At 73.4% G+C, this 15,543-nt stretch carries 12 protein-coding genes; 4 read left to right on the top strand and 8 right to left on the bottom strand.

Annotation, left to right across the window (positions count from 1 at the left end):
• Nucleotides 1-42: 42 nt before the first annotated feature.
• Together AB0H12_RS23590 and AB0H12_RS23585 are read left to right on the top strand one after the other, a co-directional pair.
• Nucleotides 43-2,289, top strand: coding sequence for a rhamnogalacturonan lyase family protein (locus AB0H12_RS23590; protein ID WP_499625253.1), 2,247 nt, complete (start codon nucleotides 43-45; stop codon nucleotides 2,287-2,289).
• Between the two features lie 123 nt (nucleotides 2,290-2,412).
• Nucleotides 2,413-2,553, top strand: coding sequence for a hypothetical protein (locus tag AB0H12_RS23585; RefSeq protein WP_230568010.1), 141 nt, complete (start codon nucleotides 2,413-2,415; stop codon nucleotides 2,551-2,553).
• Here the strand turns inward: AB0H12_RS23585 and surE are convergent.
• The 5 genes from surE to AB0H12_RS23560 all read right to left on the bottom strand — a co-directional run bounded on the left by surE (nucleotide 2,550) and on the right by AB0H12_RS23560 (nucleotide 10,731).
• Nucleotides 2,550-3,296 carry a 5'/3'-nucleotidase SurE gene (surE, locus tag AB0H12_RS23580; protein WP_499625252.1) on the bottom strand — a complete coding sequence of 249 codons (747 nt, stop codon included), beginning with the start codon at nucleotides 3,294-3,296 and terminating at the stop codon, nucleotides 2,550-2,552. The two genes, AB0H12_RS23585 and surE, sit on opposite strands and share 4 nt — an antisense overlap.
• A complete protein-coding gene (locus AB0H12_RS23575) occupies nucleotides 3,293-4,213 on the bottom strand; it encodes a PfkB family carbohydrate kinase (RefSeq protein WP_499625250.1) in 921 nt (306 codons plus the stop codon). The genes surE and AB0H12_RS23575 overlap by 4 nt, the downstream gene beginning before the upstream one ends.
• A 265-nt stretch (nucleotides 4,214-4,478) precedes the next feature.
• Complete coding sequence (locus tag AB0H12_RS23570) at nucleotides 4,479-5,750, bottom strand: M1 family metallopeptidase (protein WP_499625248.1); 1,272 nt, start codon at nucleotides 5,748-5,750, stop codon at nucleotides 4,479-4,481.
• On the bottom strand, nucleotides 5,747-9,535 hold the full coding sequence (locus tag AB0H12_RS23565) for a Pls/PosA family non-ribosomal peptide synthetase (RefSeq protein ID WP_499625247.1): 3,789 nt from the start codon (nucleotides 9,533-9,535) through the stop codon (nucleotides 5,747-5,749). Before AB0H12_RS23565 ends, AB0H12_RS23570 begins: the two co-directional genes overlap by 4 nt.
• 149 nt (nucleotides 9,536-9,684) lie before the next feature.
• Nucleotides 9,685-10,731, bottom strand: a complete 1,047-nt coding sequence (locus tag AB0H12_RS23560) for an LLM class flavin-dependent oxidoreductase (RefSeq protein WP_499625360.1) — start codon at nucleotides 10,729-10,731, stop codon at nucleotides 9,685-9,687.
• Nucleotides 10,732-10,806: 75 nt separating this feature from the next.
• Here AB0H12_RS23560 and AB0H12_RS23555 point away from each other — a divergent pair, with 75 nt between their 5' ends.
• Both AB0H12_RS23555 and AB0H12_RS23550 read left to right on the top strand, forming a co-directional pair.
• Nucleotides 10,807-11,268 carry a MarR family winged helix-turn-helix transcriptional regulator gene (locus tag AB0H12_RS23555; RefSeq protein WP_499625245.1) on the top strand — a complete coding sequence of 154 codons (462 nt, stop codon included), beginning with the start codon at nucleotides 10,807-10,809 and terminating at the stop codon, nucleotides 11,266-11,268.
• A gap of 365 nt (nucleotides 11,269-11,633) precedes the next feature.
• On the top strand, nucleotides 11,634-12,875 hold the full coding sequence (locus AB0H12_RS23550) for a cytochrome P450 (protein ID WP_499625243.1): 1,242 nt from the start codon (nucleotides 11,634-11,636) through the stop codon (nucleotides 12,873-12,875).
• Between the two features lie 4 nt (nucleotides 12,876-12,879).
• On the opposite strand, the gene AB0H12_RS23545 is transcribed toward AB0H12_RS23550, so the two are convergent.
• Genes AB0H12_RS23545 through AB0H12_RS23535 form a run of 3 tightly spaced genes read right to left on the bottom strand, consistent with a single transcriptional unit; the run spans nucleotide 12,880 to nucleotide 15,517 of the window.
• Nucleotides 12,880-13,539 carry a response regulator gene (locus tag AB0H12_RS23545; RefSeq protein ID WP_499625241.1) on the bottom strand — a complete coding sequence of 220 codons (660 nt, stop codon included), beginning with the start codon at nucleotides 13,537-13,539 and terminating at the stop codon, nucleotides 12,880-12,882.
• The gene (locus tag AB0H12_RS23540) at nucleotides 13,536-14,684 is read right to left on the bottom strand and encodes a sensor histidine kinase (RefSeq protein WP_499625239.1); all 1,149 of its coding nucleotides are present in this window, start codon (nucleotides 14,682-14,684) and stop codon (nucleotides 13,536-13,538) included. The genes AB0H12_RS23545 and AB0H12_RS23540 overlap by 4 nt, the downstream gene beginning before the upstream one ends.
• Nucleotides 14,681-15,517 carry a CPBP family intramembrane glutamic endopeptidase gene (locus AB0H12_RS23535; RefSeq protein ID WP_499625237.1) on the bottom strand — a complete coding sequence of 279 codons (837 nt, stop codon included), beginning with the start codon at nucleotides 15,515-15,517 and terminating at the stop codon, nucleotides 14,681-14,683. The genes AB0H12_RS23540 and AB0H12_RS23535 overlap by 4 nt, the downstream gene beginning before the upstream one ends.
• Nucleotides 15,518-15,543: the final 26 nt, after the last annotated feature.

The following is a 15,543-nucleotide window of genomic DNA, read 5'->3' as shown; positions in this document are numbered from 1 at the left end:
ACACCTGGGAGCGCTCCCAGAATCTGCGACGAAGGAGCAACGGTGCTCACCAACTCGTTCAGGGTGCGGGCGATCGCCGCCGTCACGGCGATCGGCGCACTGACCGGAGGCCTGCTGGTCGCCGGTGTGGCTTCGGCGGCCCCCGGCTGCGGGGTCGACTACGTGGTGCAGAACAGGTGGCAGGGCGGGTTCTCCGCGAACGTCACGATCAAGAACCTGGGCGACCCGGTCGACGGGTGGACGCTGGCCTGGTCGTTCCCCGGCTCCGAGCGCTTCGGCCAGGGCTGGAACGCGACGTTCGCCGCCTCCGGCGCGAGCGTGACGGCGACCAACGTCGACTGGAACCGGTCGATCCCGACCGGCGGCACGGCGTCGTTCGGCTTCAACGGCTCGGTGACCGGCGACGTGGTCGGCGTGCCGACGACGTTCACGCTCAACGGCACCACGTGCACGGGCGGCGTCGATCCCACGACGACGACCACCACGTCGACCACCACAAGCACCACCACCACGACGACGACGACCACTACGACGACCCCAGGGCCGGGACCGTCCGACCCGACCGGCCGCAAGCAGGTCGAGCGGCTGGACCGCGGCGCGATCAGCGTGCGGTCGGGCAGCGGCAACCTGGTCAGCTGGCGACTGCTGGGCGGTGACCCGCAGAACGTGGCGTTCAACGTGTACCGGGGCGCGACCAAGGTCAACGCCTCGCCCATCACCGGCTCGACGAACTACCTGGACAACGGCGCCGCGGCGGACGCCTCCTACACCGTGCGCGCCGTGGTGGACGGAGCCGAACAGCCGGCGTCCCCGGCGTCGCTGGCGTTCGGCTCCGGTTACCGGGACGTGCCGATCCAGTCGCCGGGCAGCGGGTACGTCGCGAACGACGCGAGCGTCGGCGACCTGGACGGTGACGGCGACTACGAGTTCGTGCTGAAGTGGGATCCGGACAACGCCAAGGACAACTCGCAGTCGGGCGTGACCGGCAACGTCTTCATCGACTCCTACCGGCTCGACGGCACCCGCCTGTGGCGGATCGACCTGGGCCGCAACATCCGGGCGGGCGCGCACTACACCCAGTTCCAGGTGTACGACTACGACGGCGACGGCAAGGCCGAGGTCGCGATGAAGACCGCGGACGGCACGCGGGACGGCCGCGGCACGGTGATCGGCAACGCGAGCGCCGACCACCGCAACTCCGGCGGCTACATCCTGACCGGGCCGGAGTTCCTGACCATGTTCAACGGCCAGACCGGCGCGGCGATGTCGACGGTGAACTACGACCCGCCGCGCGGCAACGTCTCCTCCTGGGGTGACAACTACGGCAACCGGGTGGACCGTTTCCTGGCCGGCACGGCGTACCTGGACGGCGCGCGACCGTCGTTGATCATGGCCCGCGGCTACTACACGCGTGCGGTGATCGCGGCGTGGGACTTCCGCGACGGCACGCTCACCAAGCGGTGGACGTTCGACTCGAACGCCTCGGGGAACTCCGGTTACGCGGGGCAGGGCAACCACTCGCTGACCATCGGCGACGTCGACCAGGACGGCCGGGACGAGATCGTCTACGGCGCGGCCACCATCGACGACAACGGCCGCGGCCTCTGGACCACGGGTCTCGGGCACGGCGACGCCGGCCACCTGGGCGACCTCGACCCGTCCCGGCCCGGTCTGGAGTACTTCAAGGTCTCCGAGAGCACCAACCAGCCCGGTTCCTGGTTCGCCGACGCCCGCACCGGCGCACGGCGGTGGACCACGGCCTCGGGCAGCGACAACGGCCGGGGCGTGTCGGCCGACATCCACGCCGGCAGCCCCGGCGCGGAGTCCTGGTCCAACGCCGACGGCAGCCTGCGCAGCCCGAGCGGCGCGAACGTGGGCCGCAAGCCGTCCTCGGCGAACTTCCTGATCTGGTGGGACGGCGACCCGTCGCGCGAGCTGCTCGACCAGACCCGCATCGACAAGTACGGCACCGGCGGCGACACCCGCCTGCTCACCGGTTCCGGTGTGGCCTCCAACAACGGCACCAAGGCCACGCCCGCGCTGAGCGCCGACCTGTTCGGCGACTGGCGCGAGGAGGTCGTCTGGCGCACCAGCGACAACCGCGCGTTGCGGATCTACGCCACGCCGAACCAGACGGACCGCCGCATCCCGACGCTGATGCACGACACCATGTACCGCGTCGCCATCGCGTGGCAGAACACGGCCTACAACCAGCCGCCGCACCCGAGCTTCCACATCGGGAACGGCATGGTCACCCCGCCGTGGCCCGACGTGCACTACGCCGGCTGACGACCGTCGGCGGATCACATTCCGTTGCCGTGGCCTACCTCACTCGGGGTAGGCCACCGGCATTTCCGGGTGTGAATCCCGCGGTCAGGGGGTATCAATCCGGGGATCGAGGGAGGTCACACCATGGGCAAGCACAGACTGGGCCAGTCCGAGGGGCGCCAGTGGGGCGGTCCCGACCTGGTCAACGGCGCGGAGGACGCGTTGGGCCGGTCGGACGGCGAGCAGTCCGAGCAGTCCGCGGCGGAGGGCGTGGAGGACGACTAGGACGACACCTCGACGTCCGGGTCCTCGGCGACCGAGCGCAGCGGGGTGACGGTCGGCCGTCCCCCGGCCAGCAGCGCCGCGTCGGTGCCGGGCTCCAGGTCGTCCTCGACCAGGACGGCGGCCAGGCCGATCGTGCCGTCGTCGCTGTCCTTGATCCGGGTGCGCACCGTCCCGAACTCGGCGAGCGCGGCCCGTTCCGGCTCGCCCACCTCGGCCCGGTTGGGCACGTTCAGGTTGAGCACCGCGCCCACCGGCAGGGCCGCGACCCGGTCGAACAGCGTCGAAGCCACCGCGACGGCGGTCTCCCAGTGGTGCGTGACGTCCGGGTCCAGCCCCACGTCGAGCGACACCGCCATGGCGCGCGCGCCGTTGATGGCGGCGGTCAGCGCCGCGCCGACGGTGCCGGAGTGCAGCACCGCGCGGCCGACGTTCGCGCCGCGGTTCACGCCGGACAGGACGACGTCGGGCGGGTCGCCGAAGGCGCCCTGGGACGCGACCAGCGCGATGAAGGCGGGGTGCGCGGCGACCGCGTAGCCGGGCACGTCCGGCAGCCCGGGCAGCTCACGCCGCTCGACCTGGACGTGCCGGTCGTCCTCGGCCGCGGTCAGGCCCGCGCTCGTGCCGCTGGACTCCCGCGCGGGCGCGGCGATCACGGTCGTCCAGCCGTGCGCCACCGCGCCGCGCGCCAGGGCGGCGAGCCCCGGCGAGTCGATGCCGTCGTCGTTGGTGATGAGCACCCTCATGCGTCCTCCCACGGCCGCAGCCGCACCCGGTCGACCAGTCCGCGCACCACGTCACCGCTGCCGGTGCCGAGCCCGTGCCTGGTCACGTTCACCGCGCCCGCCGCGGCGCCCAGCTTCAGCGACTCCTCCACGGACCGGCCGAGGGCCAGGCCCGCGGCCAGCCCGGCGGTCATCGAGTCGCCGCCGCCGCGCGTGTCGACCGGGCTGAGCTCGGGCGTCTCCACGAGGTAGTGCGTGCCGTCGAGCCACGCCAGCGTCTCCTCGGCGGCCCGGGACACCACGACCGCGCTCGCGCCGGACTCCGCGACCCGGCGGCAGCCCTCGACCAGGTCGGGCAGCGAGTCGGACTCGGCGAGCCCGTCGGACACCAGCTCCTCGTGGCTGACCTTGACCACCGTCGGCCCGCCCGCGAGCGCGGCGGCGAGCCGTTCACCGGACAGGTCCACGATCACGCGGCAGCCGTTGCCGCGGAGGTCCTTGGCGAGTCGTTCGTAGACGGAGTCGGGCACCGGCGTGTCGGCCTCGGCGGGGCCGCTCAGGACGGCGACGCCCGCGTTCAACGCCTCGATGAGCGTCATCTCGTACAGGTCGTCGAGCTCGTGGCGGGACAGCGCGTCGGCGGGCATCCGCACCAGCTGGTCGCGCCCGCCGTCACGCCGGTCGTGCACGTAAGCGCCGTTGCGGGCGGCGACGTCACGCGCCTTCAGCTCGACCCCGATCAGGTGCCGCAGCACCTGCCCGGTCTCGCCGCCCAACGCCGAGCACAGCACCACCTCGGCGCCGAGGGACTCGATCATGCGGGACATCCACACCCCCTGCCCTCCGGCGTGGATGTGGATGTCGGGCGTGCCGTCCAGCTCTTCCACCGTGACCGTCAACTCTGGGGACGGCGCGAACACCGCTACTCGACCGGGCATAACGGACACCTACCCGCTCGGCCGTTGATCGAATCACGGTTCAGCGCCGGTGCATGAGTTCCTCGCCGCCACGGGGTGGGTCGTGACCTCGGGCTGACCGCGGTCACGCTCGCCACCCGCGCGTCGGTGACCTCCGCGATCACGGCTTCGGTCGTCGAGGTGCGGTACGTGGCTTCGCCGTCGCCGGTGTCGCCGATCGACCCCGTCGCAGCTTCGGCCATGCCAGGGATGAGGCCACCGAGCTGCCGATGCTGTGTGTCCTGCGTCACATCAGCGGCAGCCGCGGCTCGGCGAGCCAGGTGCGGAAGTACGCCGTCAGCGGCTCGGGGCAGTGGCGTTGGGCCAGTGCCACGAAGTCGCTCGTCGTCGCGGTGCTGTGCCGGCGGGTCGCGGTCCACTCGCGGAGGGCGCCGAAGAACGCCGCGTCACCCAGCCGGGTCCGCAGGCCGTGCACGGTGAGCGCGCCCCGCTGGTAGACCCGGTCGTCGAACAGGTTCGCCACGCCGGGGTCGCCGATGCGGAGGTCCTGCGGCAGCCGGGCCAGGCGGGCGTGCGCACGGGCGGCGTGCGCGCCCGCGGTGGGGCCGCCGGACCGCTCGGACCACAGCCACTCCGCGTAGCAGGCGAAACCCTCGTTCAGCCAGATGTCGCGCCAGTCGGCCAGCCCGACGCTGTTGCCGAACCACTGGTGCGCCAACTCGTGCGCGACCAGCCGCTCGTGCCCGCGCCGCCCGTCCACGTGGTTCGCGCCGAACACCGACATGCCCTGCGCCTCGACCGGCACTTCCAGCTCGTCGTCGGTCACCACGACCTGGTAGGTCCGGAACGGGTAGGTGCCGAACAGCTCCTCGAACACGGCCATCATCCGCGGCTGGCGGGCGAAGTCGTGCCGCGCGGCGCGCAGCAGCCGTGCGGGCGCGGCCACGTCCTGGCCCTCGGCCAACGGCAGCCGCTCGTAGAGCCCGATCTGCACCGACGCGAGGTACGTCGCCATCGGCTCGGCCTGCTCGTAGACCCACGTCGTGCTGCTGCCACCCGTGCGCCGGTCGACCAGCACCCCGTTCGCCAGCACCGCGTACGGCGACGGCGCGGTGACGGAGACGCGGTAGGTCGCCTTGTCCCGCACCAGGTCGTTGCACGGGAACCAGGACGGCGCGCCGATCGGCTGGCTCGCCACCAGCGCGCCGTCGGTGAGCTGGTCCCAGCCCAGCTCGCCCCAGTGCCGGGAGCGGACCGGGCGGGCCACGCCCGAGTACCGCACCTCGACGGTGAACGGTCCGTCCACCGGCCGCGCGGGTCGGGCGCGCAGCTTGCCGCCGCCGTGCACGTGCCGGGCGGGTCGGCCGTCCACCAGCACGCGGTTCACGGTCAGCGTGCCGAAGTCCAGCACCACCCGCGCGCACGGGCCGGCCGCGACGGCGGACAGCGTCGCCCGCCCGGCCAGCCGGCCGGTGTGCGGCTTGTAGTCCAGCTCCAGGTCGTAGTGCGAGACCCGGTAGCCGCCGTCGCCGTGGTCGGGCAGGTACGGGCCGGTCATCGCCAGGCGGAGATCGGGTTGCCCAGCCAGCGCGTGCCCCCGGGCACGTGCTCGCCGCGCATCACCAACGACGCCGGGCCCACCGTCGCGTGCGCGCCGACCGTCGCGCCCGGCAGCACGATCCCGTGCGGGCCGAGGGTCGCCCCGTCCGCCAGCTCCACCTGGTCCATGCGGAGGATCCGATCATGGAACAGGTGGGTCTGCACCACGCACCCCCGGTTCACCGTCGCGCCGTCGCCCAGCCGGACCAGGTCCGACTCCGGGAACCAGTACGACTCGACCCACGTGCCGCGCCCGATCCGCGCGCCGAGCGACCGCAGCCAGACCGCCATCACCGGCGACCCGCCGGCCCGGCCGACCAGCCACGGCACCGCCAGGACCTCGACGAACGTGTCCGCCAGCTCGTTGCGCCACACGAACCCGCTCCACAACGGGTGCTCACGCGCCCGGAACCGGCCCACCAGCAGCCACTTCGCCGCCGCCGACACCGCGCACGCCAGCACACCCGCCGCGAGCAGCACCGGCCCCGCCCACAGCGGTCCGAACTCCCGCAGCGCGAACAGCACGCCGACCACCAGCGCCACGTGGCACATCACCGGCACGATCCGGCACAGCTCGACCAACGCCCGTGCCACGACCAGCCGTCGCGGCGGGTCGAACGTCCGGCTCTGGTCGCCCTGCTCCGCCGCGCGCGGCAGCTTCATCGGCGGCATGCCCAGGTACGAGCTGCCCGCCTTGGCGCGCTTCGGCGTCGAGGACAGCACGCCGACGAGGCCGCGGTTCGGCACCGAGCGGCCCGGCGCGGTCATGCCCGAGTTGCCCAGGAACGCGCGCTTGCCGACCCGTGCGGCGGCGATGCGCAGCCAGCCGCCGCCCAGCTCGTAGGTGGCGACCATGGTGTCGTCGGCGAGGAACGCGCCGTCGCCGATCGTGGTCATCTTCGGCAGCGCGAGCACGGTGGAGGCCTCGACCCGGCGGCCGACCCTCATCCCGAGCGCACGCAGCCACACCGGCGTGAGCAGGCTCGCGTACAGCGGGAACAGCACGACGCGGGCGATGTTCATCAGCCGTTCCGTGGTCCACGCCTGCCAGGCGATCCGACTGTGCACCGGGTACGCGCCGGCCCGCAGCCCGACGCCGAGCAGCCGCACGGACACGAGCACCAGCAGCGCGTACGAGCCCAGCCACGCCACCGTCGCCAACGGCACCGCGAGCAGCGCCGAACCGAGCGTCAGCGGCTCGCGCGCGATCAGCAGCACCGGGAGCACCGCCGCCGCCACCGGCAGCAGGCCCAACGCCGACGTCGTCACCGCGTAGACCAGCTGCCACCACCACGACCGGGGCGGACGCGGACCCGGGCGGGCCGCCTTGCCGTGGCGCTGCGCCGGGACGCCCGCCCAGCGCTGACCCGTCGGCACGGAGCCGATCACACCGGAACCGGGCGCGACCTCCGCCCGCTTGCCGACGCGGGCGCCGGGGAACAGGGTGCTGCGGGCGCCGACCACCGCGCCCGCGCCGACCCGGAGGCGGCCGACGTGCAGCCGGTCGCCGTCCACCCAGTGCCCGGACAGGTCGACCTCGGGCTCGATCGCGCAGCCCTTGCCGAGCTTGAGCATGCCGGTCACCGGCGGCGCGGAGTGCAGGTCCACGTCCGGGCCGATCCGCACGCCCAACGCGCGGGCGTAGTGCGTGAGCCAGGACCCGGCGAGGTTCGTCGCGCCGCTGAACTCGGCGAGCCGTTCGGCGGTCCACAGCCGCAGGTGCACGCCGCCGCCGCGCGGGTACGTGCCGGGACGCAGGCCGCGCAGCAGCAGCCGCGCGCCGCCCGCCGCGATCGCGACCTTGCCCGGCGGGCTGACGAACACCAGCCACCCGGCCGCGATCCACCACCACGACACCGGCGTGGTGAAGCCGACGACGTTGCCGACCGCGGCGAGCCCCACCGACCACCGCAGGCCGACCAGGCTCAGCAACGGCGCCAGGAGCAGCGACTGGATCACGCCGGTCCGCCGCGGCGTCGGCGCGACCTCGCGCGTGACGCCCCGGTGGCCGCTCAGCTCGTCCAGCCGCGCGGCCAACGCGCGCAGCGCGGGGTGCTGGTAGACGTCGTTGACCGAACCGCTGGGGTAGCGGGTCCGGATCGTGGAGACCAGCTGGGCCGCGGCGAGGCTGCCGCCGCCGTGGGCGAAGAAGTCCGCGTCGGGGCCGGCCACCCGGGTGCCCAGCAGCTCCGACCACTGCTCGGCCAGCCACCGCTCGGTGTCCGTGAGGTCCCCGGCCGGCGCCGCGACGTCCAGCTCCCGCAGCGGCCACGGCAACGCGGCCCGGTCGACCTTGCCGGACGTGCGGGTGGGCAGGGTGTCGACGGCGGCCAGCAGCGGCACGAGCGCCGCGGGCAACGCGGTCCGCAACCGGGCCAGCGCGTCGGCCTGGTCGAAGTTCTCGTCCGCGACCACGTACCCGACCAGCACCTGGTTGCCCGCCTTGGTGGTGCGCACGGCCGCAGCGGCGCCCGCGACGTTCGGCAGCGCCTGCAGCGCCGCGTCCACCTCGCCGAGCTCGATCCGCCGGCCACCCAGCTTGACCTGCTCGTCCGCCCGACCGAGGAACAGCAGGCCCTCGGGCTCGGCGCGGACGAGGTCGCCGCTGCGGTAGGCGCGGTCCCAGCCCAGGGCGGGCAGCGGCGCGAACTTCTCGGCGTCCTTGGCCGGGTCGAGGTAGCGGGCCAGGCCGACGCCGCCGATGACCAGCTCGCCGGAGCCGCCCATGGGCACCGGCGTGCCGGTGGCGTCCACCACGGCCAGTTCCCAGCCGTCCAGCGGCAGCCCGATCCGCACCGGACCGTCACCGGTCAGCCGGGCCGCGCACGCCACGACGGTCGCCTCGGTCGGGCCGTAGGTGTTCCACACCTCGCGGCCGTCGACGGCGAGCCGCTCGGCCAGCTCCGGCGGGCACGCCTCGCCGCCGAAGATGAGCAGGCGGACGTCGTCCAACGCGTCCACCGGCCACAGCGCGGCCAGCGTCGGCACCGTGGACACGACCGTGACCTCGCGCTCGACCAGCCACGGTCCCAGGTCGAAGCCCGTGCGGACCAGGGCGCGCGGCGCGGGGACCAGGCACGCGCCGTGGCGCCAGGCGAGCCACATCTCCTCGCACGAGGCGTCGAAGGCGACGGACAGGCCCGCGAGCACGCGGTCGTCCGGGCCGATCGGGTCGTCCGGGAGGAACAGGCGTGCCTCGGCGTCCACGAACGCGGCGGCGGCCCGGTGCGAGACCGCGACGCCCTTGGGCTTGCCCGTGGAGCCGGACGTGAAGATGATCCACGCGTCGTCGTCCGGACCGGGAGCGCCGACGAGACCCATGGGCGTGCCGCGCAGCTCCAGCTCCCCGGTGACGACCGCGCACACCTCGGCCTCGGTGAACACCAGTTCGGCGCGCTCGTCCGGGTCGTCGGCGTCGACGGGAACGTACGCGGCGCCGGCGGTGAGGATCGCGAGCACCGCCACGTACAGGTCGACGGTCCCGGACGGGACGCGGACGCCGACCCGGTCGCCGGCGCCGATGCCGGCCGCCGCCAGCTCCCGGCTCCGCGCGTCGACCTCGTCGAGCAGTTCCCGGTAGGTCAACGAGGTCGTGCCGTCGTCCAGCGCGGGGGAGTGCGGGTGCCGACGCGCGGTGTCGGCCAGCACGTCGACCAGGGTGCGCTCGGGAGCGGGGGCGCCGGCGCGGAACAGCGCGGGCGCCTCGACCAGCGTGGGGAAAGCGGTGTCGGGGGCGATGGTCACCGACGGGCACCGATGGGGCGAAGTCGCACTGTGAAGTCCTCCAAGAAAACGCCGACCTGCGACTTTACCCGGGATTCACTCCTCCGTCGCGCGCTCGTGACCACGAGTGGGTGGTGTCACATCGTGTAACGGCAGCGGTTCGGGCGTGATCACTCCACAGTGGACGCCCCGAGTTCCTTGTGCACCAACGGCATCACCTCGGTGCCGAGCAGTTCGATCGCGTCCATCACGAGCTCGTGCGGCACGCCGGACCAGTCCATCTGCATCGCGTAGCGGTCGGCGTTCACGAGCCTGCCCACGGAGATGAGGCGTTCCGCGACCTCCACCGGGCTGCCCGCGAAGATCGACTGCGCGCCCCGCGTCCACGAGTCGTACTCCGCCCGCGACGGCACGGGCCAGCCGCGTGCCCGCGAGCCGTACTTCATCGTCTCCAGCCAGTACGGGTAGAACGCGTCCTTGGCGTCCTGCGACCGGCGTGCGATCAGGCCGATCGCGCTCATGGTGACGTTCAGCCGTCCGGGTTCCTGCTCGCCTGCCTCGCCCGCGCGCCGGTACAGGTCGACCAGTGGCGCGAACCGCTCCGGCTCGCCGCCGATCACCGCGTACACCACCGGCAACCCCAGCAGCCCGGCCCGGATCGACGACTCCGGGTTGCCGCCGGTGCCCACCGAGATCCGCAGCCGCGACCCGTAGGGCCTCGGGAGGACGTGCGCGTTCGCCAGCGGCGCCCGGAACTTCCCCGACCACGTGATCGGGTCCTCCCGGTCGAGCTTCAGCAGCAGCGCCAGCTTCTCCTCGAACAGCTCGTCGTAGTCCTCCAGGTTCGCGCCGAACAACGGGAACGACTCGGTGAACGACCCGCGCCCGGCCAGCAGCTCCGCCCGGCCCCGGCTGAGCTGGTCGAGCGTCGTGAACTGCTGGTACACGCGCACCGGGTCCTCGGTGCTGAGCACGGTGACGGCGCTGCTCAACGTGATCCGCGAGGTGAGGCTCGCGGCGGCGGCGAGCACCGTGCCGGGGTTGGAGATCGAGTAGTCGGCCAGGTGGTGCTCACCCAGCCCGTAGAAACCGAGCCCCAGCTCGTCGGCCAGCTTGATCCGCTCCAGCGTCTGAGCCAGCTTGTCCGCGACCGAGACCTGGTCACCCGTGATCGGGTCCCGGTGCCGGTCGCCGAAGCTGTAGACGCCGAGCTGCATTCCCTTTGTGGACACGTCAACAATTTAACCCGGACATTGGTGACACGTCAACATGTTGTTGCTAGCGTGGGGCGCATGGGCGAACCGCGGTGGCTGGACGAGCGGGAGGCGCGGGTGTGGCAGGCGTACCTGGCGGTCGACCGCGAGCTGCACAGCGCGTTGGAGCGGCAGTTGGTGCGCGACTCGGGGCTGTCCAACGCCGACTACGCCCTGCTCGTGCCGCTGTCGGAGGCCGAGGACGGCGTCGTGCGGTCACGCGAGCTCGGCGCGCTGGTCGGCTGGGAGCGCAGCAGGCTGTCGCACCAGGTCGGGCGGATGGAGAAGCGCGGGCTGGTGACGCGGGAGGAGTGCGTCGAGGACGCGCGCGGCTCGATGGTGCGGCTCACGCCCGCCGGACGCGCCGCGATCGAATCCGCCGCTCCGGGGCACGTGGAGACCGTCCGGCGGTACCTGTTCGACGAGCTGTCGGCCGGGGAGGCCGAGGTGCTTGACCGGGTGTTCCACCGCGTGCTGGACCGGATCGCCGCGGACGGCTGAGCGCGGACGGCTGAATGTCGATTGCCGAGGGAGGGCGGAAAGCCCGAGAAGCCCGGCGTTGGGAAGAGGGGCCGCTCGGGTGCGGCCCCTCCCCGGCCCCCCGGGATGCCGGACGGCGGCCAACCGCGGGCCGGCCCGGCGGGTGTCCGGCCGTCGGGGTGCCGAACACCCCTCAGCGTCGCGCACCCGTGCGGGAGTCCGCATCGCCAAACCTCCGTATGCACCTCCGTGTCCGCGATCGCGCGGTCATGTCAACCGATCTCCGTACGCTGTCACCCGGAATACGGAGAGCGGTGGATGCGCGGTGTGTGGCGCTCACACGAAAGTGGACGCCGCAGAACCCGATCGCACCACAAGGAGACGACGTGCAGCTGACCGCGGAGTTCGCCCCGGACCGACAGGCCCTCGTCGGCGGCCCACTGCGCGGATGGCAACACCACGCCCACGAGGACGCGCTGGCACGCCGCGGCCCCGTGCACCCGGCGGAGCTGCCCAACGGCCTGGAAGTCCTGGTCACCACCATGGGCCTGGAGGCGACCCGCACGCTGCTGAGCGACGACCGGCTGGCCAAGGACGCCGCCGGGCTGCGTGCCGCGATGCAGGACCAGTTGGCGCGCAAGGGCAGGCCGACCGACCTGTCGCGGATCATCGGCCCGTCGATGCTCAACACCGACCCGCCGGACCACCGCAGGCTGCGCGCGCTGGTGTCGCAGGCGTTCACGGTCCGCCGCATCAACGCCCTGCAACCGGCGGTGGAGAAGACCGCGCGGGAACTGGTCGCGGCCCTGCCCGAGGACGCCGACCTGATCGAGGGCCTCGCGTTCCCGCTGCCGCTCGCGGTGATCTGCGACCTGCTGGGCGTGCCCGTCGAGGACCGCGAGCAGCTGCACCACTGGACCGCGGCGATGATGACCGAACGGCCCGAGCTCGTCGTGCCCGCCTCCGACGCGATGTTCGGCTACCTGGCCGGTCTGATCGAGTACAAGCGGGACCAGCCGGACGACGCGTTGCTCAGCGGCCTCGTGCAGGCCCAGGTCGACGGCGAGCGGCTGACGCCGGAGGAGCTGCTGACCACGGCGATCCTGCTCGTCGTCGCGGGGCACGAGACCACGACCGGTCTCATCGGCAACGCCGCCGTCGCGCTGCTCGCCACGCCGGGCGCGTGGGACGCGGTGAACGACGACACCGTCGGCGCCGCGGTCGAGGAGGCGGCCCGCTGGGACCCGCCGGTCCGCGTCACGCCGCACTACCGCGCCACGGCCGACATCGAGCTGTCCGGCGGCGTGATCCCGGAGGGGTCGGTGATCATGATCGGCCTCGGCACGGCCGGCCGCGACCCGCTGGTGCACGGCCCGACCGCGGACCGGTTCGACCCGACGCGCGTGCCGATGGGCGGCAACGCGGCGCTGGGGCACGCGACGTTCGGGCACGGCGTGCACTACTGCCTGGGCCACCACCTGGCGAGGATCGAGGCGCGGGCCGCGCTGTCCGCGTTGCGGGCACGGGCGCCGCGGGCCCGGCTGGCGGTGGACCCGTCCGAGCTGGAGCGCGGTGACAAGGTCGTGCCCAACACGTTCGCCTCGGCGCACGCGCTGCTGGAGCCGTGACCGCTCAGGTCACCAGGCCCCGGCGGTAGGCGTAGACCACGGCCTGCACGCGGTCGCGCAGGTCGAGCTTGGTGAGGATGCGCGACACGTACGTCTTGACGGTCTCGTGGCTGATCACCAGCGTGGCGGCGATTTCGCTGTTGGACAGGCCGTCGGCGATCAGGCGGAGCACCTCCAGCTCGCGCGGCGCCAGCGGCACGTCGTCGCGGAAGCCTTCGGTGGGCCGGATCCGCGTGGCGTACCTGCCGACGAGCTGCCGCGTCACCTCCGGGTCCAGCAGCGCCGCGCCGGCGGCGACGGTGCGGATCCCGTGCAGCAGCTGGGCGGGCGGCGCGTCCTTCAGCAGGAACCCGCCCGCTCCCGCGCGCAGCGCCTCGTACACGTACTCGTCCAGGTTGAACGTCGTCACCACGAGCACCTTGACGGGATCCGCCACGCCGGCGCCGGCCAGCAGGCGGGTGGCCTTGATGCCGTCGAGGACGGGCATCCGCACGTCCATCACCACCACGTCCGGGCGCAGGCGGGCGGCGAGGTCGACCGCGGTCCGCCCGTCACCGCACTCGCCGACCACCTCGAGGTCGGGCTGCGCGTCGATGATCGTCGCGAAGCCGGTGCGGATGAGCGCCTGGTCGTCGCAGACCAGGACCCGGATCGGGGCGGTCACGACGGCCCGCCCGCGGGGATGCGGGCCTGGACGACGAAACCGCCGCCGGGTCGCCTGCCCGCGTCGAACCGGCCGCCGAGCACGCCGACCCGTTCGCGCAGCCCGGTCAGGCCGCGCCCGCTCCCGCCCGGCGACGGGGTGCCGGGGCCTTCGGTGGTCACCTCCACGGTGATCTCCTCCTCGCCGTGCAGGACGTGGACCACGGTGCGGCTGCCGTGCGCGTGCTTGAGCGCGTTCGTCAGCGCCTCCTGCACGACCCGGTAGGCCGCGACCTCGGCGCTGCCGGTCGTCTCGGGCGGACTGCCCTCCTGGCTGAACTCGACCGGTTGGCCGGCCAGCCGGGTCTGCTCGACGAGGGCGCGCAGTTCGCCGACGGGTTGCACGCCCGGGTCCGCGTCGCGGCCGGGGTTCAGCAGGTCGAGCAGGTGCCGCAGGTCGCCGATGGCCCGGCGGCCGGTGTCGGTCACGGCGTCGAGCGCCTGGTCGAGGCGTTCGGGCGCGGCGATCAGGTAGCGCGCGGACTCGGCCTGCACGACCATGGCCGTCACGTGGTGGGTCACGACGTCGTGCAGCTCGCGCGCGATGCGCGTGCGTTCGGCGACGCGGGAGGTCTCGGCGACGTGGCGGCGGCGTTCGGCCTCGGCCGCCCGGGACAACCGCAGCCACGACCCGATGCCCCACGCGATGGCCAGCGTGAGGTAGAACGTCGAGAGCCCGACCACCCCCTCACCCGGCGCGAGCCGTTCGATGGCCACCGCCAGCGGCACGTACGCCGCGGACAGCAGCACGGCGGCGGTCCACCGGTGATGTGCCAGGTGGGCGCCCGCGCTGATCAGCGCGATGGGCAGCGCGGTGCCCGCCACGGTGTGGTAGCCGCGGAGCTGGTCGACCGCGAAGCCGAGCGACACCAGGACGAGGCAGACGGCCGGCCACCGCCGGCGCACGGCCAGCGGGAGGGATTCGAGCGCGATCACCACGACGGTCAGGGCCTCGAACGGGCGGTGCGGCAGGGCGCCGAGCTGCGTCCCGTAGTCGTTCAGCCCCGGCAGGAACGCCGTGGCGGCGATCAGCAGGGCGAACGGGAGGTCCCGCACCACGACGTCGGACCGCCGCCACAGGTCCCCCACCGCGCGGACGTCGATCACCCGGCGAGCGTAGCGGGCGCGAGGTCGCGGTCCGCGCGGCGTCGGCGGGGGACGATGTGGCCGCGACGGCGGGCCAGCCACAGGAACGCGACCGTCAGCAGCGCGCCGAACGCCACGGCGTACCCGCTCGCCTCGGGACCGAAGTCGCCGCCGGTGAGCAGGGTCGGACCCGAGAGCGTCGAGTCCAGCAGGCCTTCCGCCGTGTCGTTGCCCGAGACCTCGGCGGCGAAGATGCCCGCGAGGGCGAAGTTCCAGCCGAAGTGCAGCCCGATCGGCAGCCACAGGGTGCGGGTGGCGGCGTAGGCGGCGGCGAGCATGAAGCCCGCCTCGATCGCGATGGCGGTCGCGCCCCAGAGGCTCGCGTTCGGGTTGGCGATGTGCGCCAGGCCGAACACCACGCCGGTCAGCAGCAGCGCGATCCACGTGCCGGCGCGTTCCTCGACGATCCGGAACAGGACGCCGCGGAACAGCAGCTCCTCGGTCACGGCGGCGGCGGCCATGAAACCGACCAACGCCACCATGCCCGTCACCGAACCCAGACCGGCGACCGAGTAGCCGCCGACCCACGCGATGTTGGCGATGACGGCCCCGCACATCGCGACACCGATCAGCAGCCCCCGACCGGTCGCGACAACGGCGCCGCTGCGTCCCACCTCCACGGGCGCACGAAGCTCGGTGCGCCGCACCACCCACGCGTAGACGACCACGGCGAGCACGGCGGTCGCGACGCCGATCGTCAGCGTGAGCCAGGGGTTGCCCTGCGCGGCGGCGACCCCCTGGCTGCCGACCAGGGCGACCGCGGCGACGGCCAAGAGTTGCAGTAGCAGGCGCATGAAGACTCCTCCGTCCGGTCCGCGAC

The organism is Actinosynnema sp. NPDC023794, assembly GCF_040639675.1.
Classification (GTDB): domain Bacteria; phylum Actinomycetota; class Actinomycetes; order Mycobacteriales; family Pseudonocardiaceae; genus Actinosynnema; species Actinosynnema luteola.
Note: the sequence above shows the minus strand (reverse complement) of the source record. Positions and strands in the feature narration are given on the sequence as shown.

Coding starts and splice junctions, on each gene's coding strand:
- AB0H12_RS23585 (WP_230568010.1), top strand. CDS start 2,413: ATGGGCAAGCACAGACTGGGCCAGTCCGAGGGGCGCCAGTGGGGCGGT.
- surE (WP_499625252.1), bottom strand. CDS start 3,296: ATGAGGGTGCTCATCACCAACGACGACGGCATCGACTCGCCGGGGCTC.
- AB0H12_RS23575 (WP_499625250.1), bottom strand. CDS start 4,213: ATGCCCGGTCGAGTAGCGGTGTTCGCGCCGTCCCCAGAGTTGACGGTC.
- AB0H12_RS23570 (WP_499625248.1), bottom strand. CDS start 5,750: ATGACCGGCCCGTACCTGCCCGACCACGGCGACGGCGGCTACCGGGTC.
- AB0H12_RS23560 (WP_499625360.1), bottom strand. CDS start 10,731: ATGCAGCTCGGCGTCTACAGCTTCGGCGACCGGCACCGGGACCCGATC.
- AB0H12_RS23555 (WP_499625245.1), top strand. CDS start 10,807: ATGGGCGAACCGCGGTGGCTGGACGAGCGGGAGGCGCGGGTGTGGCAG.
- AB0H12_RS23535 (WP_499625237.1), bottom strand. CDS start 15,517: ATGCGCCTGCTACTGCAACTCTTGGCCGTCGCCGCGGTCGCCCTGGTC.